The organism is Microbacterium sp. SORGH_AS_0505, assembly GCF_030818715.1.
Taxonomy (GTDB): domain Bacteria; phylum Actinomycetota; class Actinomycetes; order Actinomycetales; family Microbacteriaceae; genus Microbacterium.
Genome location: NZ_JAUTAT010000001.1, coordinates 2,802,022 through 2,822,297 on the forward strand (window position 1 = coordinate 2,802,022; position 20,276 = coordinate 2,822,297).

The 20,276-nt window shown below is 70.6% G+C and carries 18 protein-coding genes, 1 tRNA gene and 1 pseudogene; 4 read left to right on the forward strand and 16 right to left on the reverse strand.

Annotation, left to right across the window (positions count from 1 at the left end; translation table 11 throughout):
• Nucleotides 1–15: 15 nt before the first annotated feature.
• The 3 genes from ilvA to QE428_RS14030 are packed head-to-tail and all read right to left on the reverse strand — an operon-like array spanning nucleotide 16 to nucleotide 3,066.
• Nucleotides 16–1,263, reverse strand: coding sequence for a threonine ammonia-lyase (ilvA, locus tag QE428_RS14020; RefSeq protein ID WP_133399816.1), 1,248 nt, complete (start codon nucleotides 1,261–1,263; stop codon nucleotides 16–18).
• On the reverse strand, nucleotides 1,260–2,444 hold the full coding sequence (locus QE428_RS14025) for an AI-2E family transporter (RefSeq protein ID WP_133399817.1): 1,185 nt from the start codon (nucleotides 2,442–2,444) through the stop codon (nucleotides 1,260–1,262). The genes ilvA and QE428_RS14025 overlap by 4 nt, the downstream gene beginning before the upstream one ends.
• A gap of 55 nt (nucleotides 2,445–2,499) precedes the next feature.
• A complete protein-coding gene (locus tag QE428_RS14030; RefSeq protein ID WP_091354640.1) occupies nucleotides 2,500–3,066 on the reverse strand; it encodes a LemA family protein in 567 nt (188 codons plus the stop codon).
• A gap of 111 nt (nucleotides 3,067–3,177) precedes the next feature.
• On the opposite strand from QE428_RS14030, the gene QE428_RS14035 reads away from it, so the two are divergent.
• The gene (locus QE428_RS14035; RefSeq protein WP_307470388.1) at nucleotides 3,178–3,990 is read left to right on the forward strand and encodes a hypothetical protein; all 813 of its coding nucleotides are present in this window, start codon (nucleotides 3,178–3,180) and stop codon (nucleotides 3,988–3,990) included.
• Nucleotides 3,991–3,995: 5 nt separating this feature from the next.
• Here QE428_RS14035 and QE428_RS14040 read toward each other — a convergent pair.
• From QE428_RS14040 to QE428_RS14080, 9 genes and pseudogenes are all read right to left on the reverse strand, one after another.
• Nucleotides 3,996–4,068: transfer RNA gene (locus QE428_RS14040), tRNA-Leu, on the reverse strand.
• Nucleotides 4,069–4,157: 89 nt separating this feature from the next.
• Nucleotides 4,158–5,552: an NAD(P)/FAD-dependent oxidoreductase gene (locus QE428_RS14045; RefSeq protein WP_091354646.1), complete on the reverse strand. Its 1,395-nt coding sequence runs from the start codon at nucleotides 5,550–5,552 to the stop codon at nucleotides 4,158–4,160.
• Between the two features lie 32 nt (nucleotides 5,553–5,584).
• A complete protein-coding gene (locus QE428_RS14050; protein WP_133399872.1) occupies nucleotides 5,585–6,865 on the reverse strand; it encodes a S8 family serine peptidase in 1,281 nt (426 codons plus the stop codon).
• On the reverse strand, nucleotides 6,862–7,332 hold the full coding sequence (locus QE428_RS14055) for a DUF501 domain-containing protein (protein WP_091354650.1): 471 nt from the start codon (nucleotides 7,330–7,332) through the stop codon (nucleotides 6,862–6,864). The genes QE428_RS14050 and QE428_RS14055 overlap by 4 nt, the downstream gene beginning before the upstream one ends.
• An 87-nt stretch (nucleotides 7,333–7,419) precedes the next feature.
• The gene (locus QE428_RS14060) at nucleotides 7,420–7,812 is read right to left on the reverse strand and encodes a septum formation initiator family protein (RefSeq protein WP_307470393.1); all 393 of its coding nucleotides are present in this window, start codon (nucleotides 7,810–7,812) and stop codon (nucleotides 7,420–7,422) included.
• Nucleotides 7,813–7,965: 153 nt separating this feature from the next.
• Nucleotides 7,966–9,247: pseudogene (gene eno, locus QE428_RS14065) on the reverse strand (phosphopyruvate hydratase).
• Nucleotides 9,248–9,341: 94 nt separating this feature from the next.
• Nucleotides 9,342–10,022 carry an O-methyltransferase gene (locus QE428_RS14070; protein ID WP_307470394.1) on the reverse strand — a complete coding sequence of 227 codons (681 nt, stop codon included), beginning with the start codon at nucleotides 10,020–10,022 and terminating at the stop codon, nucleotides 9,342–9,344.
• Nucleotides 10,023–10,030: 8 nt separating this feature from the next.
• Complete coding sequence (locus QE428_RS14075; protein WP_307470396.1) at nucleotides 10,031–11,041, reverse strand: DUF1648 domain-containing protein; 1,011 nt, start codon at nucleotides 11,039–11,041, stop codon at nucleotides 10,031–10,033.
• Nucleotides 11,031–11,387 (reverse strand): GntR family transcriptional regulator, encoded by a 357-nt coding sequence (locus tag QE428_RS14080; RefSeq protein ID WP_307470398.1) that lies wholly within the window; start codon nucleotides 11,385–11,387, stop codon nucleotides 11,031–11,033. Before QE428_RS14080 ends, QE428_RS14075 begins: the two co-directional genes overlap by 11 nt.
• 62 nt (nucleotides 11,388–11,449) lie before the next feature.
• Between QE428_RS14080 and QE428_RS14085 the strand changes: the two genes are divergently transcribed.
• Nucleotides 11,450–12,697: an APC family permease gene (locus QE428_RS14085; protein WP_307470400.1), complete on the forward strand. Its 1,248-nt coding sequence runs from the start codon at nucleotides 11,450–11,452 to the stop codon at nucleotides 12,695–12,697.
• Here the strand turns inward: QE428_RS14085 and QE428_RS14090 are convergent.
• The 4 genes from QE428_RS14090 to QE428_RS14105 all read right to left on the reverse strand — a co-directional run bounded on the left by QE428_RS14090 (nucleotide 12,603) and on the right by QE428_RS14105 (nucleotide 16,007).
• Complete coding sequence (locus tag QE428_RS14090) at nucleotides 12,603–13,481, reverse strand: SGNH/GDSL hydrolase family protein (protein ID WP_307470401.1); 879 nt, start codon at nucleotides 13,479–13,481, stop codon at nucleotides 12,603–12,605. The two genes, QE428_RS14085 and QE428_RS14090, sit on opposite strands and share 95 nt — an antisense overlap.
• A 77-nt stretch (nucleotides 13,482–13,558) precedes the next feature.
• A complete protein-coding gene (locus QE428_RS14095) occupies nucleotides 13,559–14,011 on the reverse strand; it encodes a YdeI/OmpD-associated family protein (RefSeq protein ID WP_307470403.1) in 453 nt (150 codons plus the stop codon).
• A gap of 31 nt (nucleotides 14,012–14,042) precedes the next feature.
• A complete protein-coding gene (hisS, locus tag QE428_RS14100) occupies nucleotides 14,043–15,299 on the reverse strand; it encodes a histidine--tRNA ligase (protein WP_307470779.1) in 1,257 nt (418 codons plus the stop codon).
• A 57-nt stretch (nucleotides 15,300–15,356) separates the two neighbouring features.
• Nucleotides 15,357–16,007 carry a MazG family protein gene (locus QE428_RS14105; protein WP_307470405.1) on the reverse strand — a complete coding sequence of 217 codons (651 nt, stop codon included), beginning with the start codon at nucleotides 16,005–16,007 and terminating at the stop codon, nucleotides 15,357–15,359.
• A gap of 63 nt (nucleotides 16,008–16,070) precedes the next feature.
• Between QE428_RS14105 and QE428_RS14110 the strand changes: the two genes are divergently transcribed.
• Both QE428_RS14110 and QE428_RS14115 read left to right on the forward strand, forming a co-directional pair.
• Complete coding sequence (locus tag QE428_RS14110; RefSeq protein WP_307470406.1) at nucleotides 16,071–17,501, forward strand: basic amino acid/polyamine antiporter; 1,431 nt, start codon at nucleotides 16,071–16,073, stop codon at nucleotides 17,499–17,501.
• A gap of 74 nt (nucleotides 17,502–17,575) precedes the next feature.
• Complete coding sequence (locus QE428_RS14115) at nucleotides 17,576–20,248, forward strand: phosphoenolpyruvate carboxylase (RefSeq protein ID WP_307470408.1); 2,673 nt, start codon at nucleotides 17,576–17,578, stop codon at nucleotides 20,246–20,248.
• Nucleotides 20,249–20,276: the final 28 nt, after the last annotated feature.

Consider the following 20,276-nt stretch of genomic DNA (forward strand, 5'->3'; position numbering starts at 1 on the left):
CCGGCGCCGGCACGCTCAGTTCGGGACGACCGTCGGAGCGTAGCCGGCGTCCTGCAGGATCGCCAGGACCTGCGCCCGGTGCTCCTCGCCTCGGGTTTCGACGCTCAGCTGCAGGATCACCTCGCTGATCTGCAGTCCCTGACCGTGTCGTGTGTGCAGGACCTCGATGACGTTCGCGCCGACGACGGACAGGAGCTCCGACACGCGGGCCAGCTGCCCCGGACGGTCGGGCAGCGGCACCTGGATGGTCATGTAGCGACCGGATGCCGCGAGCCCGTGCGCGACGACGCGTTGCAGCAGCAGCGGATCGATGTTCCCGCCGGACAGGATCGCGGCCGTAGGGCCGGACGCGCTGATCTTGCCCGTGAGGATCGCGGCGACGCCGACGGCACCGGCGGGCTCGACGACCTGCTTCGCGCGTTCGATGAGGACGAGGATCGCGCGTGCGATGTCGTCGTCGCTCACGGTCACGACCTCGTCCACGAGGTCTCGGATGATGTCGAACGGGATCGTCCCCGGCCGTTTGACGGCGATGCCGTCGGCGATCGTGGGCGAGACGTGCTCGGCGTCGAGCGGCTTTCCTGCGACCAGGGAGCCGGGGTAGCCGGCGGAGTTCTCAGCCTGCACACCGATCACGCGGATCGTGCGACCCTCCGCTGCGGCGCGGGCCTTGACGGCGGCGGCCACGCCTGCAGCGAGGCCTCCCCCGCCGATTCCCACGACGACCGTGTCGAGCCCCGGGATCTCGTCCATCAGCTCGAGACCGAGCGTGCCCTGACCGATGATGATGTCGTGGTTGTCGTACGGCGGGATGAAGACCGCTCCCGTGCGCTCGGCGAACTCCTGGGCGAGGCGAAGCGGCGTCTCGACGGTCGCCCCCTCGAGGATCACGTCTGCGCCGTACCCGCGTGTGGCGAGGAGCTTGGGGACGGGAACACCGAGCGGCATGAAGATCGTCGCCGGAATGCCGAGCGTCTGGGCGCCGAGAGCGACTCCCTGCGCGTGATTCCCCGCCGACGCCGCCACCACGCCGCGCGAACGCTCCTCGTCCGTCAATCGTGAGAGGCGATACGTCGCTCCCCGGATCTTGAACGACCCCGTGCGCTGCAGGTTCTCGAGTTTCAGGTGGACCGGCGCTCCGAGAACGCCGGACAGGAACTCGGAATCCTCGACGGGCGTCCGGGACACGACGCCCGCGAGCTCCGCGGCGGCCGTCTCGAACTCGGCCAGGGTCGGGGCGATGATCTTCGTCTGTTCGCTCACGCGGTCGTCCTTCTTGCTCGCGGCACGGTGCTCCAGATGAGGTCGTCCGGCCCGGGATCCACCGGACGTTCCCACCCGCGTCGGGACAGATACAGCCAGACGACGTTCACGAACGCCGCGAGGGGGACGGCGAAGACGGCGCCCGCGATACCTGCGACCATGGCGCCGCCCGCGACGGCGAGGACGACGGCGAGCGGGTGCACCTTCACCGCGGCGCCCATGAGGAGGGGCTGGAGGATGTGTCCCTCGACCTGCTGGACGCCCAGGACGATCACGAGCATCCAGAGGGCGATCCACGGGCCGTTGTAGACGAGCGCGAGGAAGACGGCGAGAGCGCCCGTCAGGACGGCTCCCACGAAGGGGACGAAGGCGCCGAGGAACACCAGCACGCCGATGGGTGCCGCCAGCGGAACGCCGAGGAGTGCCGCGCCGACCCCGATCCCGATGGCGTCGATCGTGGCGACGAGCAGCTGTGTACGCGCGTAGGTGATGACCGTCCGCCATCCGGCCCGCCCCGCACCGTCCACGGCGGAACGGGCGCGGGTCGGGAACAGGCGCACCACCCAGCGCCAGATCCCCGCACCGTCGGCGAGGACGCAGATGAGGATGAAGAGCGTCAGCAGGATGCCGGTGGCCACGTGCCCCAGCGTCGACCCGATCGCGAGTGCCCCCGACCACAGCAGTTGCGCCTGTTCCTGGAGTATGCCGAACCCCTGCCGGACGGCGTCGTCGATCTGGCCGCCCGTCAGATGCAGCGGGCCCTCGATGAGGAAGTCCCGGAACTGACCGATACCGGCGACGGTGCGGTCCCGAACGGATGCCGCGTCGCGTGTGATCTGCCAGATCGCGACCCAGAGGAGTCCCGCGATGACGGAGACGGTCAGAAGCAGGGTGATGATGAGCGACAGCCATCGCGGCAGGCGTCGCAGCAGGAGGGAGAAGAGCGGCCAGACGAGAGCCGTCACGAGGATGGCCGCCAGCAACGGGATGATCAGGAGCCGGAGCTGGATGACGATCCACACGAGGACGGCGATCGCCGCTGCCAGAACGAGGAACCGCCACGCGTACGCGGTCGCGATCTTCAGACCGCGCGGAACCGTGCCCGACACGTCCGTGGACACCGTCCGCACGCGCAGGGAGTCGAAGAACCCGCCTCGGGGCTTGTCGTCGGTACCGCTCACTGGCCCATCCTAGGACTCGGCGCTTCGAGGGGACGCCCGCCCCGCTCGGCGGACGTCAGAACTGGATCCGTGGCGGCTCGGCGATCGCTGCGCCGTCCACGACCTCGAAGAACTCGCGTTCCCCGAAGCCGAGTCGCCGGGCGAAGAGGTTGTTGGGGAACACCTTGATCTTCGTGTTCAGCTCCCGCACGCCGCCGTTGTAGAAGCGTCGCGAGGCCTGGATCTTGTCCTCGGTGTCGACGACGGCCTGCTGCAGCTGCAGGAAGTTCTGGCTCGCCTGGAGCTGGGGATAAGCCTCGGCCACGGCGAACAGCGACTTCAGCGCCTGCTGCATGTGCCCTTCGGCAACCCCCGCATCAGCGGGCGTCGTCGCGGTGAGGGTCTCCGCGCGCGCATGCGTGACGTTCTCGAAGACCGCCTTCTCATGAGCCGCGTAGCCCTTCACCGTCTCGATGAGGTTCGGCAGGAGGTCGGCGCGGCGTTTGAGCTGGACGGTGATGTCGCTCCACGCCTCATCCACGCGCACCGCGAGGGCGACGAGGGAGTTGTAGGTGGCCCAGAGGTAGACGCCGACGATGACGAGGAGGGCGAGGACCACGAGGACCGGGATGAGGTATTCCATGAATCTCCGATCGATAGCCTCCTCATCCTAACGACGCGGGTGGCGCCCGTGCGGATGGAGGATGCCTCTTCTCAGACGTTCCACACGGGGCGGCACTTGTAGGGTCGCTGTGTGACGGGTCTGCGCACGCATCGCTCTCTTCGGCTCGCTCTGGTCGCCGTCGCGGTGGCGATCGCGGCATCCGTCCTCATCCAGCTCGCGCAGGACGGCTGGGTCCTCTTGCCGTCCATCAGCGACTACTTCTACTCCCCCGCCAGGGGCGTGTTCGTCGGCGGGCTCACGGCTGCCTCCGTCGCCTTGCTGGCGCTGTCCGGTCGCGACACGGAGTCGATCATGCTCGATGTCGCCGCCGTGTTCGCGCCACTCATCGCGATCATCCCCACCGGCTACCGCGGCCAGCCGTTCGTCCCGGCGGACGTGCTGCCGACCGTTCGCAACGGCGTCGGCGTCTACCTCGTGATGGTCGCCGCCCTCCTCGTGCTCGCCGTGATCCTCGCGACGCGGGGCGAGGTGGCCTGGCGGCGGGTCGCGATCGTCGGGGGTATCGCGGGCGCGGTGTCCGCGGCGCTCGCGGTACTCGCCTTCGCACCGGGGGTGTCGGAGTCGTTCCCGTTCGCGGGGCGCGTGAATCTCCACCTCGTCGCAACGATATGCTTCTTCGCGATGTTCGCGGCGATCCCCCTGATCACCGCGTTCGGTTCTGCGGAACGGACGGAAAGGCGATACCGCCTCATCTACCTGACCGTCGCCCTCCTCATCGCGGTCGCCCTGGTGCTGACCGTCGTCGCGGCGATCGTCCGCCCCGAGGACGGTGGAGTGCTCATCGGCGAGACCGTCGCCCTAACGGCATTCGCCGTGTTCTGGACGACGCAGACGATCGAAAGATGGCGGGATGCCGATCCGCCCAGCATCCTCGCCGGTTAGGACCGTACCCCCACTGGGACTCGAACCCAGACTGAAGCGATTTTAAGTCGCCTGCCTCTGCCATTGGGCTATGGGGGCCCGCGGCCAGGGTATCCCGACCCAGCGGTCACGCAGAGCGACCCCCGGTTCGGCGGGTGCCGTCGCGGGGGTCGCTCGATGCGGTGAGGTCAGCTCGCGGCGACCTTGCCGGTCTTCTCCGCGGCGACCGTCTTCGGGTCGATCGCGGGGTTCTCCGGAGCGGCCGGCCGCGGGCGCGCGGCGAACTCCTCGAAGACCTGGCGGGGGTTCTGGAGGGTCTCGGTCGAGACGTTGTCGCGGCCGAGCCAGAAGTTCTGCCACCAGTCGCCGACAACCCGGAACTTGCGCTCGAAGGTCGGCATCGCGAGGCCGTGGTAGCCGCGGTGCGCGATCCAGGCGACGAACCCCTTGAGGGCGATCTTGCCGGACTGGAAGACGCCGTTGTACAGGCCGAGACCGGCGACGGCCCCGAGGTTCTTGTGGAAGTACTCCTTGGGCTCCTCACCGCGGAGCACCGCCACGACGTTCTTCGCGAGCAGTTTGCCTTGACGCACGGCATGCTGGGCGTTGGGCACGCAGAACCCGCCCACGCCGCCGCCCGAGAGGTCGGGGACGGCCGCGACGTCACCGGCGGTCCAGGCGCCCTCGACGAACTCCTCGGGGGTTCCGACGCGGAGGTCGGCACGGGCGCGCAGGCGACCGCGCTCCTCGACGGGGAGGTCGCCGCCGCGGACGACGGTCGGGTTCGCCATGACACCGGCGGTCCAGATGATGAGGTCGGTCGGGATGACCTGACCGGTCGACAGCTCGACGTTGCCGTCGACGGCGCCCTTCACCTGCGTGTCGAGGTGCACGTTCGCGCCGCGCTTGGCGAGGTCCTTGAGCACCCACTCGCTGGTCTTCAGCGACACCTCGGGCATGATGCGGCCCATGGCCTCGATGAGGTGGAAGTGGGTCTCCTCGAACGTGATGTTCGGGTAGTCCTTCAGCAGTGCGCTGGCGAAGGCACGGGTCTCGGCGAAGACCTCGATGCCCGCGAAGCCGCCCCCCACGACGACGACCGTCAGCAGGCGATCGCGCTCCGGCCCCGGCGGGAGGCTGGCGGCGCGGTCGAAGTTGGTGAGGATGCGGTCGCGGATGGCGACGGCCTCTTCGATCGTCTTGAGCCCGATCGCGTTCTCCGCGATGCCAGGGATCGGGAAGGTCCGCGAGACGGCACCTGCGGTGACGACGATCTGGTCGTACTGCTCCTGCCACGGCTCACCGAGCTCGGGAGTGATGGTGGCGGTCTTGTTCGCATGGTCGATCCCGGTGACCTTGGCGATCACGACACGGGTGCGCTTCAGGTGACGACGGAGACCGACCACGACGTGGCGGGGCTCGATCTCACCGGCCGCGACCTCGGGGAGGAAGGGCTGGTACGTCATGTACGGAAGCGGGTCGACGATGGTGACCTCGGCCTCGCCCTTGCGGAGGTGCTTCTCGAGCTTCCACGCCGTGTAGAAACCGGCGTAGCCGCCTCCGACGACCAGGATCTTGGGCACAGTGGTAGTCACAGTCGGAAGAACTCCTTGATTCAACGGCTCGGCGGTCGCGGGGTGCGCGCCGATCGGATGCGCCGGGCAGCAGCGGTGACCCCGAGCACGACCAGTATAGTCCCCAGGCTGAGCGCGATCAGCGGCACCGTACCGTAGCGCAGTGATTCATTGCTGGGGAGAAGCGGTGAGACGACCGCACGAGGAGGCTCGGCCTCGGGCAGCGGCGCGACACTGAAGGGTGTCGGGGTGGGACTGGCGGCCGGCGTCGATTCGGCGCGGCGATACAGCCGGATCCACTCGCGGAGGTCGCCCATCGGGTTGACGGACACCGCCGATACCGGCGCCGCGACCGCCTTCGCCGCGTTGATCAGTCCATACCCGTACAGCGCGTTCGGCACCTTCTTCTCGCGGTCGGACGGCGTCGCGGTGCGGACGATGCGGTTGATCACATTGGCCGCGTCGAGATCGGGGTGGGCGGATCGGACGAGGGCAGCGACACCCGCGACGATGGGCGCGGCGCCGCTCGTGCCGTCCCAGATGACGAGGTCGCCGTTCGGCGAGACGCCCAGCAGCTCCTCACTGGGGGCAGAGACCCCGATCGTGATGCCCTGGGTCGATGCCGTGCTGCTGGCGCGACCCTCCTTGTCCACGCCGCCCACGGTGAGGACTCCCGGGATCGTGGCGGGGGCACCCACCTCCTCCGTTCCGCTCTGGCGGTTGCCGGCAGCGACGACGACGACGACGTCGTGGTCGGCGGCGTACAGGAACGCGTCGTCCCACGACCGGTCCCAGTCAAGGGTGTTGGTCGTGAAGGAGAGGTTGATGACATCCGCGCCGTGGTCGACCGCCCACCGGATCGCCTCGGCAACCTGATCGACGAACGGGACGCTCGCATCTTCACCGAACCCGATCGACAGCGAGAGGAGGTCGGCCTCGGGCGCGACCCCGATCATGCCCTTGTCGTCCCCGGTTCCGCGGGCTGCGGCCAGGGACGCGACCCAGCTGCCGTGATTGCGGTCCTCTTCACCCACCGGGGTGCGACCGTCGGCCTTGCCGACGCCCGAGAAGTCCGCGCCGCCGACGACGGCTCCGTCCAGTTCCTTCGGGCCGCTCGCGATGCCGGTGTCGATGACCGCGATCGTCGTCCCCGCGCCCTTGGTCGTCTTCCAGGCGTCGGAGATCCCGTACTCCGTGAGCCAGTACTCCATGTTGCGGACAGGGTCGACGGCGGCCGTGGGCGTGGGCGCGGGCGCAGCGGCCGTGAGCGCAGCCGTGACGGCGACGAGCATGGTGGCCAGGACGGCGCGGACTGCCCTCATCCGGTCGTCCTCGGTGTCGCGCATGTGCAGCGCTCCGGCGACCACGATCCCCGGGCGAGAGCAATGTCGCCGATGGGATTCACCCCCGGACCCGCCGCAAGAGCGTGCGCGGCGAGGGCGTGCAGGCACTTCACGCGGGTCGGCATCCCGCCGGCGGACACTCCGGAGATCTCCGGAACCGTGCCGTGGACCTCTCGGTCGGCGAGGTACGCGGTGTGCGCAGCGGAGTATGCGGCGGCGAGCTCGTCGTCCTCAGCCAGCTCGTCGTTCATCTCGCGCATGACCTGGGTGGCTTCCAGCGCCGACATGGCTGCGGTCGCACCCGGATGAGTGAGGTAGTAGAACGTCGGGAACGGCGTGCCGTCGGGCAGCCGCGGCTCGGTGGCCACGACCGTCGGATTGCCGCAGGCGCACCGGGCCGCGATTCCGATGACGCCTCGCATCGGCCGACCGAGCTGCTCGCGCATGGTCTCGTGGTCAGCAGCGGACGCGGGCGAGAGTGTCGGATGGGGCACCGCTCAAGGGTACCCGGCGACGCACGTCGGGGCTGGGTGTCAGCCAGGCGCGACGGTCTTGGCGAGGCCTGCTTCGGTGACGGACCGGAGGAACTGCGTCATCCAGTCGCGCTGCGTCTCCTGGACGCTTCCGCTCACCGGGCGCTGCTCGGGTTCGATGACGTCGGCGGGCCGGTCGTCGGCGACGAGGTAGACCACCTCGCCCGGACGCCGGTAGTACAGACGCTCGCGCGCCTGGGCGACGATGTAGGACTCGTCGCGCCAGCGCTCGCGCTCCGCGGTCAGCTCGGCGATCTCGTCCTGCGTCGCCTTCACGTCGTGCTGCAGCGCCGCGATCTGCTGACGCTGATCGACGTACGTCCCGATCGTCGGGACGAGGACCAGAGAAGCCAGGACCACGAGTCCGAGCATGATGCCCATGAACCCCGACATCCGGATGCCGCCGACCCAGTCGCGGACGTTTACGCGGCGCTCCGACGCCCCATCACCCCGGCCGCGTCGGGACCTGGAGACGCGGGAAGGGGGAGCCGATGGTCTGTCCATGGCTCCCCCTTCTCGTGGATGTCGGTGCGGTGCGCTCGCGGGTCAGGCGGTGAAGCGCGGGAACGCGGCGGCGCCGATGAACTCCGCTGCCTCGCCCAGGTCTTCCTCGATGCGCAGAAGCTGATTGTACTTCGCGACGCGCTCGCTCCGAGCGGGCGCGCCCGACTTGATCTGACCCGAGTTCACCGCGACGGCGAGGTCGGCGATGGTGGTGTCCTCGGTCTCGCCGGAGCGGTGCGAGAGCATCGTGGTGTACCCCGCGCGGTGCGCGACGTCGATGGCGTCGAGCGTCTCGCTCAGCGTGCCGATCTGGTTCACCTTGACGAGGAGCGAGTTCGCGGCCCCGCGCTTGATGCCATCGGCGAGACGCTGCGGGTTGGTGACGAACAGGTCGTCGCCGACCAGCTGCACCTTGCTGCCGAGGCGCTCGGTCAGAGCAGTCCAGTTCTCCCAGTCGTCCTCGGCCAGCGCGTCTTCGATCGTGACGATCGGGAACGAGTCGACGAGGTCGGCGTAGTAGTCGACGAGCTGCTCGGCGGACCAGTCCCTTGTTCTCGAGGCGGTAGACGCCGTCGGAGAAGAACTCGGTGGCGGCGACGTCGAGGCCGAGGGCGATCTCGCGCCCGGGGGTGAAGCCGGCCTTCTCGATCGCCTTGACGAGGAAGTCGAGGCCCTCGCGGTTGCTGGGGAGGTCGGGGGCGAAGCCGCCCTCGTCGCCCAGGCCCGTGGCGTAGCCGGCGGCCTGCAGTTCCTTCTTGAGGACCTGGTAGACCTCCGCGCCCCAGCGCAGCGACTCGGAGAAGGTCTCGGCGCCGATGGGTGCGAGGAAGAACTCCTGCATGTCGATGCCGTTGTCCGCGTGCTCGCCGCCGTTGATGACGTTGAACAGCGGCACGGGCAGGACGCGCGCGTTGGGTCCGCCGAGGTAGCGGTACAGCGGCAGGTCGGCGCTGTCGGCGGCGGCCTTCGCGACGGCGAGCGAGACGCCGAGGATGGCGTTCGCGCCGGTGCGCGACTTGTTCTCGGTCCCGTCGGTCGCGATGAGGACCTCGTCGATGATGCGCTGCTCGCTGGCGTCGATGCCTTCGATTTCGGGGCCGAGCTCGTCGATGACCGCGTTCACGGCCTTCAGGACGCTCTTGCCGCCGTAGCGGCTCTTGTCGCCGTCGCGGAGCTCATACGCCTCGAAGGCGCCGGTGGACGCGCCGGAGGGGACGGCTGCGCGCTGGACGATGCCGTCGTCGAGCAGAACCTCCACCTCGACGGTCGGGTTGCCGCGCGAGTCCAGGATCTCGCGTGCGCCTACTGCCTCGATCAATGCCACGGGGGTTTCTCCTTGCTTGTGGAGGATGGAACGGGAGCGTCTTCGGTCCGCCATCGAGTCTAGTGAGGCGAGGGATGCCGCACAGGACCGGGTGTCACACGAGGAGCGCGATCGCGAGGCCGTCCCAGCCTTTGCGGTCGAGGGTCTGGAGCGCCGTCGCCTCGAACCGCGGATCATCGCGGAGCATCTCGAGCCCGGCGCGGACGCCGTCGACCTGGGACCCGGCATCCGTCTCCACGACATGCCCGGATCGCACGACGTTGTCGACGACGATTACGGCGCCGGAGCGCCCGAGCCTCGCCGCCCAGTCGAGGTAGAGGACGTTGGACTCCTTGTCGGCGTCGATGAAGACGAGGTCGAACGGCTCGGATCCCGCCAAGGACGGGAGGATGTCCGCGGCGCGCCCCTCCCGAACGTCGACGCGGCCTGCGACGCCGGCGCGCTCGAGGTTTCGGCGGGCGACGGCGGCGTTGCGTGGCTCCGCCTCGATCGTCACGACGCGTCCGCACTCGGGGAGGGCGCGGGCGAGCCAGATCGTCGAGTAGGCGCCGAGCGTGCCGATCTCGAGGACGCGCCGGGCACCCGCGAGTCGCGCCAGCAGATGCAGGAATTTGCCCGACAGCGGCGCCACCTCGATCTCCGGCATCCCCTCCGCCGCGAGTGACGCGATCGACGCGATGAGCGCGTCGTCCTGGGCGACGAGCGTCTCGGTCAGGTAGGTGTCGACGCCGTTCCATCGGTCGGGCACGGGATCGAGGGGCGCGGGATGGACCATGCCGCCACTCAATCGGTCCCGCGCCCGGGCGTCAACGCCGCGTAGGCGGTGAGGAGCCCGGCAGCGGTGGCCGCGTCGTCGACGGTGACGGTCAGCGTGCGTCCGTCGCGCCGGCGGACGAGCACGCCTTCACCAGTGCGGAGGACGACTCCCTGACGTCCGCCGGACGCCCAGCGGATGCCCCAGCCGCCGAACTCGCCCATGGGTGAGACCTCTACGACCTCGGCCGAGACGATGTCGGCGCTCGGGACGTGGACCCGGGGCCACCCCGCCGCCGAGACGGCGGTCAGTCCCTCCGGGTCGACGCGCACGTGGAAGCGGAGCGTCGTGGCGACGACCACGAACAAGACGACGACCACGATTCCCGCGATGACCGCCGAGACGAGGTCTCCGAGGAAGAGCACGGGCAGGACCGCGAGGCATCCGATCCCGAAGGCGATCCACAGGACGACGGCGCCCGCCCGTGCGAGCGTGACGCCCTGCAGCCAGACGACCCGCTCCCCCGCCCGGACCGGCACGTCGATCGCCGCGCCCGCCGAAGTCGGTCGCCACGGCACGTGGGGCTGGACCGCCCACCCGATGAGGCCCGCGGCGACAGCGGCGAGGATCACGGTCGGGATGAGGAGGACCGGGAGCGTCACGGCGGGGTCCGTCCGATCGATCTGGATGCCGAGGGTCGCCGTGCCGAGCGCACCGACCAGGACGGCGACACCCGTGGCGACTGCGCCCAGCAGGCGATAGGCCGCGCCGTGGTCGCCGCGGCGGAGTCCTCCGACGCTGGCGGCGAACAGGACGACGGGCATCCCGATCCCGATGAGCACCGTGGCGAGGGGGACGGTCCAGGCGGGAGCGAAACCGTCCGGCGCGCCACTCCACCCCCAGTGGGTCGCGACCGTCGAGGGGACGCGCGCCACGAGCAGCAGTTGCACCGCGGCCGTGACGACGGTCACGGCGGCCGGCACGACCAGGGCGATCAGAGTGAACCGGCGGCGGGCGATGTTCAGGGTGTCAGCGGTCACGAGCAGCCTCCTTGACGAGGGCGGACAGGGTGTCGGGCGAGACGTTCAGAGACCGCGCCTTGTCGACCAGCGCGACGATCTCGGCCTGGAGGCCGGCGAGCGCCGCACCGGCGGGGGTGACGACCGCCCCGCGACCGCGGCGGAGGTCGACGAGACCCTCGTCGCGGAGGTCCTGGTAGGCGTGCAGCACGGTGTGGAGGTTCACGTGCAGCGCCTCGGCCACGTCCCGGGCGGCGGGCAGACGCTCGCCGGCGGCGAGGCGACCCCCGGTGATATCGGCGCGGAGCGCGTCGGCGATCTGCGCGAACAACGGCACCGTGCTCTGCGGGTCGACGCGGATCAGCATGCGTTAATTATAGCGCAACTATAACTATCAGAACGTTTGCTCGTGTCCGGTACTCTCGCGCCGTGTCCTCCCCCGGCCTGTCCCGTCGCCTCGGTGTCGGCGACGCCGTCGTCATCGGTCTCGGAGCCATGATCGGTGCGGGGGTGTTCGCCGCATTCGGCCCCGCGGCGCAGGCAGCCGGCAGCGGGCTCCTCATCGGGCTCGGGATCGCGGCGGTCGTCGCCTTCGGAAACGCGACCTCGACAGCACAGCTCGCCGCCGTGCACCCCACGTCGGGAGGGGTCTACGCGTACGGTCGCGCGGAGCTCGGTCCGTGGTGGGGATTCCTCGCGGGCTGGGGCTTCGTCATCGGCAAGACAGCGAGCTGCGCCGCGATGGCCCTCACCTTCGCCGCCTACGTCGCACCGCCCGGATGGGAACGCCCCCTCGCGGCGCTCGCCGCCGTCGCCCTCGGCGCCGTCAACCTGTTCGGGATCACCCGCACCGCCCAGGTGGCGCGCATCCTCGTCACGGTCGTGCTCGTGATCCTGGCGCTCGTCGCCGTGGCGGGGTTCTCCGCGGCGCCGTCCGCTGGCGGGTGGAGCGCCGGCCCCCTCGCAGCAGGACCTCTCGGAATCCTGCAGGCGGGCGGCATCCTGTTCTTCGCCTTCGCGGGGTACGCCCGCATCGCGACCCTCGGTGAGGAGGTCCGCGACCCCGAACGCACCATCCCGCGCGCGATCGTCTTCGCCTTCTCGGGCGCCCTGCTGGTCTACGCCCTCATCGGCGTCGTCGCGCTGGGCGTCCTGGGGCCCGACGCGCTCGCGGCGTCCTCCGCGCCGCTGGTCGACGTCGTTCGGGCCGCAGGGTGGGATGCCGCTGCGCCGGCCGTGCGGATCGGTGCGGCGGCGGCATCCCTCGGTGCCCTCCTGGCCCTGATAGCCGGGGTCGGGCGCACCTCGTTCGCAATGGCTCGGGAGGGCGACCTCCCGCGGATCCTGGCGACGGTGGATGCGCGGTGGCGGGTGCCGCGGAATGCGGAGATCGCCGTCATCGCGGTGGTCGTCGTCATCGTCGCCCTGGGGGACGTCCGCGGCGCGATCGGGTTCTCGTCCTTCGGCGTCCTGCTCTACTACCTCGTAGCCAACATCGCCGCCTTCCGACAGACAGGCGACGCCCGACGCTATCCGCGCGTCCTGCAGATCGTCGGGGCGGCCGGGTGCGCCGCGCTCGTCGTCACGCTGCCGTGGCCGGCTGTTCCCGTCGGGGTCGGGGTGCTCCTGGTGGGGCTGGGGTATCGGATGCTGCGGCTTCGGCGTCAGCGCGCCTGAACGCATCCCTCACCACGGGGAGGAGCGCCTCCGCCGTCCGCCGGTACCCGAGCGCGCTGGGGTGGAATCGGTCGAGACTGAACATGCCGTCGGGATCGATGCGGAAGAACGGTCCAACGGCCCGGCGCAGCGACACGATGTCCGCGCCCGCGGAACGCGCGTGCTCGGACTGCGCCTCGGCGAGCTGCTGCGAGGCACGCGAGCCGATGCTCCGCAGAGGCTGGGGCACGGCACGGAGCGCTCCGAGGTCGGGGCACGTCCCCACGACGACGGCGGTGCCCATCTCTCGCAGCCGCCGGACCGCGTCCGTGAGGTGGGCGGTCGCCACGGAGACCGGAACGCGGTGGGTGACGTCGTTGCCCCCGACGATGATCACCGCGACGTCGGCGCGGTAGTCCTTCGGCAGCGCGGCGAGCTGACCCGCCAGGTCGGACGATTCGGCGCCGACCACAGCCCCTGTCATGAGCCGCACCGGTCGGTCGAGCTCCCCCGCGAGCGCCTTCGCGAGCCGGCCGCCGAGGGTCTCCTTGCGGTGCTGGGCGCCGAGTCCCGCGGCGATCGAGTCCCCCAGCATCAGCAGGTCGACGGGCTCGCCGCCGAGTCCGGACCGCCAGACGCGATCGGCCACGGGCGGAGTCTCACCGAGGGGCTTGCCGATCCGTCGCCGCGCGAGCGCTGCTTGGCGCGAGAGCCCTAGACGGATGCCGACGGCCAGCGCTCCGGCCACGGCGCCGCCCGAGGCGAGCAGGGTGAGTCTGAGGGGGGTCCGCGTCGTCCGTGCCACGCGGACAGCACACACCGGGAGGGTGAACGGCATCCGACGCGCCGGTATCGGGCGGGCGACGCGTCACGGAGGAGCCCTCAGACGCTCCCGGGCGACCGCAGCGAATCGACGGCCGACGCGATCCGCTTCTCGCGGGTCTCCGCCTTCTTGGCCTCGACGACGGAGCGCACCATCTCCTTGCGCCTCGACGGCGCGAGGGCGTCGAAGGCGGCGCGGACCTGCGGCTCGGCATCCAGGGCGCGTCCCAGGTCTTCCGGGACCTCGATGGCACGCTCCTCGCCGTCGAGGTCGATCTGCGCGTCGACCTCGTCACCGATCTCGACGCCGAGCTCGGCGCGCGCGGCCTTCGACAGGCCGATGAGGGTGCGTCCGCCCATGACGCCCAGACGCAGGCGCGCGGTACGCCCGTCGATCGTGACGACGACTGCGGCGCGTTTGCCGCCGCCGAGGTCCCCGACCTGCTCGTCGGTCAGTTCGATCGCGGTGGCGGGCCCGTTCTTCGGCAGCACCGTTCGGACGTGGAGGGTCATGGCCGCACGCTAGCAGCGGGACCCTGCCGTGTCACCCGAGGGGACGCGTCTGGAGCGAGGACGATTCCGCGCCGGCCGACACGGTCGCGAACGACGTGTACCCGTCGGCTGCGGAGCGCTCCAGCAGACCCTTGAGGTTCTTCGTGCGCTGCTCGAGGCGCACACGGGCACCCTGCGAGACGAAGAACGCCTTATGGGTCGCCAGTTCCGCGAGCGGGACGTCGCGGTCGGCGATGAGGACGACGGCAGCGGATGCCGCATCCTCCGCCGCTCCCACGAGGTCGACGATACGCTCGAAGCCGATCGAGAACCCGACGGCGGGGACGTCCTGCCCGAGGAACCGGCCGATCATGCCGTCGTAGCGACCGCCGCCGCCGAGCGAGTACGACACCGACGGGTGGGCGAGCTCGTAGATCGTGCCGGTGTAGTAGCCCATCCCGCGCACGAGGAAGGGATCGAACCGCAGTGGCACGTCGGTCTCGCCGCGCGCGGCGGCGACCGCCTCGCCGATCCCGACCAGGTGCGCGACCACATCATCAGGGACCCCGTCGGGCAGCGCGTTGCGGATCTGCGCCTCACCGAACGGCAGATACTCGCGGGTCTGCGGGCGGGTCAGGAACGCCTCCAGCGCGGCGACGGCGGCCTCGTCGGCTCCCCGGTCGCGGAGTTCGGCGACGACGCCGTCGGCGCCGACCTTGTCGAGCTTGTCGATCGTGATGAGGACGCCCGCGCGGTCGGCGTCGGCGAAGCCGAAGACCGCGAGCATCGCGTCGAGCGCGCGACGGTCGTTGATCCGGATCGTGCCCCCCTCGAGGCCGAGCGCGTCGAGGACGTCGAGGCTCGCGGTCAGGAGCTCCACCTCGGCGCGCGGCGTCGCGTCGCCGATGATGTCGATGTCGCACTGCACGAACTGGCGGTACCGGCCCTTCTGGGGGCGCTCCGCACGCCACACCGGCGCGATCTGGATCGCGCGGAACACGGACGGGAGCTGAGCGCGGTTGGTCGCGTAGAACCGCGCGAGCGGCACCGTCAGGTCGTAGCGCAGACCGAGGTCGGACAGCGCCGCCGGGTCGTCCGCGGCATCCCGGATCGCGTCGGCGTCGAGACCGCGACGGAGGACGTTGAAGGCGAGCTTCTCGTTGTCGCCGCCGATCCCCGAGTGCAGCCGCTCGTAGTCCTCGACGACGGGCGTCTCTATCTCGTCGAAGCCGTGGGCGCGGTAGCGGTCACGGATGACGGCGAGCACGCGCTCGCGGCGGGCCTTGTCGGCGGGGAGGAAGTCGCGCATACCGCGCGGCGGGTTCACGGAGGGCACGGCCCCATTCTTCCAGACCGCGGCGCTCGCTCAGGAGGACTCGGCCGCGCGCACCTCGTCGGCGAGCGCGCGCAGTCGCTGCCGCAGGGCGCGCTCGGCGTCCCACCCCTCCGAACGGGCACGGGCGACGAGGGCGAGGAGCGCGTCGCCGAGCTCGGACTCGTCCGCGGGGTCCGCCGGTGCCGGCGACCCCGTCACCCCCACCTGCGACGCCTTCCCGAGCATCTTCTGCGCGAGCGCAAGGGAGGGCATGTGCGTCGAGACCCCGTCGAGCACGCTCGTGCGCGTCCGCTTCTCAGCCGCCTTCGCCGCGTTCCAGTGGACGAGGACCTCCTCGGGCGTCGTGGCGACCGCGTCGCCGAACACGTGCGGATGCCGGCGGATCATCTTCTCGGCGAGCGCATCGGCGACGTCGTCGATGTCGAAGGGGTCCTGATCGTCCCGCGACGCGATCTCGGCGTGGAAGAGCACCTGCCACAGCAGGTCGCCGAGTTCCTCCTTCAGGTCTGCGCGCGTGCCGGTCTCGACGGCGTCGACGAGCTCGGCCGCCTCCTCCTGCAGGTACGGCACGAGGTCGTCGTGGTCGATCCGCTGCGTCCAGACGCACCGGTCGCGGACGGCGTGCATCGTCTCGGCGGCGCGACGAAGAGCGTCGCTGGACGAGGGAAGGGGCTGCGACATGACCGCAACGATACGAGGGATGCCGGACCGCGGCATCCGGGACGGCCGACGTACCCTGGTTCGATGACCTCCCCCGTCTCGACGGCGACGCCCGCGGCCGGCGGGACCCGTGTCTCGATGTTCACGCTGTCGACCTTCGTCGTGGGATCGATGATCGGCGCCGGCGTGTTCTCGCTGCCCTCGACCTTCGCCGAATCGACCGGTGTCGCCGGCGCGCTCATCTCGTGGGCGATCGCGGGCGGCGGGATGCTGATGCTCGCGCTCGTCTTCCACCGGCTCGCCCTCCGCCGCCCCGATCTCGATGCGGGGATCTTCAGCTACGCGAAGGCGGGCTTCGGCAACTACCTCGGCTTCTTCTCGGCGTTCGGCTACTGGGCGAGTGCGTGCGTTGGCAACGTCTTCTACTGGGTGTTCATCACCTCCACCCTCGGCGGCGTCTTCCCCGAACTGGGTGAGGGCAACACGCTTCTCGCGGTGGCCGTCTCGTCGGTCGGGATCTGGCTGTTCTTCCTGCTCATCCGCCGCGGCGTGCGGCAGGCGGCCTCGCTCAACCGCATCGTGACGGTCGCGAAGGTCCTGCCGATCGTCGTCTTCGTGGTGCTCTGCCTGACGGTGTTCGACCCCGCCGTCTTCGCGGCGAACTGGGGCGGCGGCGACATGACCGGTCTCGGCGAGCAGATCCGCGCGACGATGCTCGTCACGGTCTTCGTCTTCATCGGCATCGAGGGCGCAAGCGTCAACTCCCGTCACGCCCGCCGTCGCAGCGACGTCGGACGGGCGACCGTCCTCGGATTCGTGAGTGTGCTCGCCGTCTTCGCCTCCGTGACGATCGTGTCCTACGGCGTTCTCCCCCGCGCCGAGCTCGCGACGCTCCGACAGCCCTCGATGGGCGGCGTGCTCGAGCAGGCCGTGGGCGGCTGGGGCGCCGTGTTCGTGGCGGTGGCCCTCATCGTGGCCGTCCTCGGCGCGTACCTCGCGTGGACGCTCATGGCCGCGGAGGTCCTTCTGTCCGCGGCGCAGGCCGGCGACCTCCCCGCGTTCCTGCGCCGCACCAACAAGAACGACACGCCCATCGGTGCACTGACCCTCTCTACCGTGCTGGCGCAAGTCATGCTCGTCGTCGTCCTGTTCGCGCAGAACGCGTTCGACGCCGCCCTCGAGCTCACGAGCGCGCTTGTCCTCATCCCGTTCTTCCTCTCAGCGGCCTACGGGCTGAAGCTCGCGATCCAGGACGGCGCGTCGCGCCGCACCGGCGAACTGATCATCTCCGCCGCAGCGACCATCTACACGGCCTACCTGCTCTGGGCTGCGGGGCTCACCTACCTGCTGCTGTGCCTGGTGATCATCGTGCCGGGCACGATCCTCTACGTGATCGGCCGACGCGAGCAGAGGGCCCGGGTGTTCACGCCCGCCGAGTGGGGGCTCTTCGGCCTCGCCGCGGCCGGCGCGGCGGCCGCCGTCGCATTGATCGCAACCGGCGCCATCTCGATCTGACGGAGCCCGGGCCCACGCGGTCGCACCGCGTCATCGTGTCAGGAAGCCCCGAGAACCCCCGCTAGCGTGAGACGGTGCACGAACTCACGAACACCGAAGCGATCGACCTCGTCGGACGGTACGAGGCGGAGCAGAACATCCCGGAACAGATGCGCGCCGACGTGCGCGTTCTCGGCTCGCTCCTGGGCCGAGTACTCCGCGAGAGCGGTTCCCCGGGCCTGTTCGAGGACGTCGAGCGCCTCCGGATCGCCACGATCCAGGCCTACACCGACGACGATCCTGAGGCGTTCGCCCGCGCTGCCGCGATCGCCGAGTCCTACACGCTCGCACGCGCCGAGGAGGTCGCCCGGGCGTTCACGTGCTACTTCCACCTCGTGAACCTCGCCGAGGAGCACCAGCGTGTCCGCATCCTCCGCGAGCGCGGCGGCCGCGGGAACGAGAAGAACGCGAGCGACTCGATCACCGCGGCCTACCGGAGCCTGGCATCCGAGATCGGTGAGGACGCCGCCCGCGAGCGCCTTCAGGGCCTCCGGTTCCACCCCGTCTTCACGGCGCACCCGACCGAGGCACGACGCCGAGCGGTGTCCTCCAGCATCCGACGCCTCGCCGAGCTGCTCGCCGACCGCGACGCGACCGACGCCGAGAGCGCCGACCGTCGTCGCGCGGAGCGCCGCATGCTCGAAGAGGTCGACACCCTGTGGCGGACCGCGCCGCTGCGCGCTGAGAAGCCCTCGCCGACCGACGAGGTGCGCTCGGTCATGGGCGTCTTCGACGAGACCCTCTACACCGCCATCCCGCATGTGTACCGCCGCGTCGACGACGCGCTGCAGGGTGAGGATGCCGGTGCCCGCCCGCCGCTCGTGAAACCCTTCGTCCGCATCGGGTCCTGGGTCGGCGGCGATCGCGACGGCAACCCGTTCGTGACGGCCAAGACGACCCGCAAAGCCGCCGGCATCGCGAGCGAGCACGTCCTCCTCGGTCTCGAGCGGACCGCGGGCCGTGTGGGCCGGACCCTCACCCTGGACGCCACGACCACCCCGCCGACGTCCGCCGCGCTCGCCCTCTGGCAGAAGCTGAAGGATGCCGACGAGGACGCAGCGGCCGAGATCGCCAAGCGCTCGCCGAACGAGCCGTACCGCCGCATCCTGCTGCTGCTCGCACGCAAGATCGCCGCCACCCGCACCCGGAACGCGGACCTCGCGTACGCCGATCCCGAGCACCTGCTCGCGGATCTGCGCATCGTGCAGGACGCGCTGGTGCACGCCGGCGCGCCGCGTCAGGCCTACGGCCACCTGCAGCAGCTCATCTGGCAGGTCGAGACCTTCGGGTTCCACCTGGCCGAGCTCGAGGTGCGTCAGCACTCCGCCGTGCACGCGAAAGTGCTCGCCGAGCTCGAAGAAGGCGGTTCGACGCGCTCCGAGCTCGCCGACGAAGTCCTCGAGGTGTTCCGCACGATCGCGTTCCTGCAGGAGCGCTACGGGCCGCGCGCCGCGGGCCGCTACATCGTGTCCTTCACCCGGTCGGCCGAGGATCTCGCCGCCGTGCACACGCTCGCGCGGCACGCCGTCGGCCCCGGCGGCACTCCCGCGGTGCTCGACGTCATCCCGCTGTTCGAGACGTTCGCGGACCTGCAGGCGGCCCCCGGCATCCTCGCCGAGATCGTCGAGCACCCGCAGTTCGCGTCGCGCCTCGCCTCGACCGGCCGGCGGCTCGAGGTCATGCTCGGGTACTCCGACTCGTCGAAGGACGTGGGGCCCGTTGCCGCGAACCTCGCGCTCTACGAGGCCCAGGCCGAGATCTCGGCGTGGGCCGTCGAACAGGGCATCGAACTGACGCTGTTCCACGGCCGCGGCGGTGCGCTCGGGCGCGGCGGCGGTCCCGCGAACTCCGCGATCCTCGCGCAGCCGCCGCACTCCGTCGACGGCCGATTCAAGCTGACCGAGCAGGGCGAGGTCATCTTCGCCCGCTACGGCGACCGCTCGATCGCGATGCGACACATCGATCAGGTGGCGGGCGCCATGCTGCTCGCCTCGGCACCCTCGATCGAGGAGCGGAACCGGTCGGCGGCCGAGCGGTACGCCGGCATCGCCCGCGTCATGGATGCGGCATCCCGGGAGCGGTTCTTCGCCCTCGTCAAGGCGCCCGGGTTCGCTCCGTGGTTCGCTCAGGTCACGCCGATGGAGGAGATCGGACTGCTCGCGCTCGGGTCCCGCCCCGCGCGTCGCGGACTGTCGGTCGAGTCCCTCGAGGACCTCCGCGCCATCCCGTGGGTGTTCGCGTGGACGCAGGCGCGCATCAACCTGGCCGGCTGGTTCGGCCTGGGCACGGCGCTCGACGCGGTGGGCGACGAGAATGCGCTCCGCGAGGCGTACGAGCAGTGGCCGCTGTTCCGCACCCTCATCGACAACGTCGCCATGAGCCTGGCGAAGACCGACGACCGCATCGCCCGCCATTACCTCGAACTCGGGGACCGCGAGGACCTCGCGGCGCTCGTCCGCGACGAGATGGCGCTCACGCGCGCCTGGGTCGTGACGCTCACCGGCGGGACCGAACTCCTCTCCAACCGTCCGGTCCTCGGCCGCGCGGTGAAGATGCGGAGCCCGTACGTCGACGCCCTGTCGCTCCTGCAGCTGCGGGCGCTCCGCGGCCTCCGCGACTCGTCTGCCGTCGAGGTCGACCCCGACCTGCAGCGCCTGCTGCTGCTGTCGGTGTCGGGCGTCGCGGCCGGCCTGCAGAACACCGGCTGAGACCCTCGAAACGAGGAACGCCCCGCCC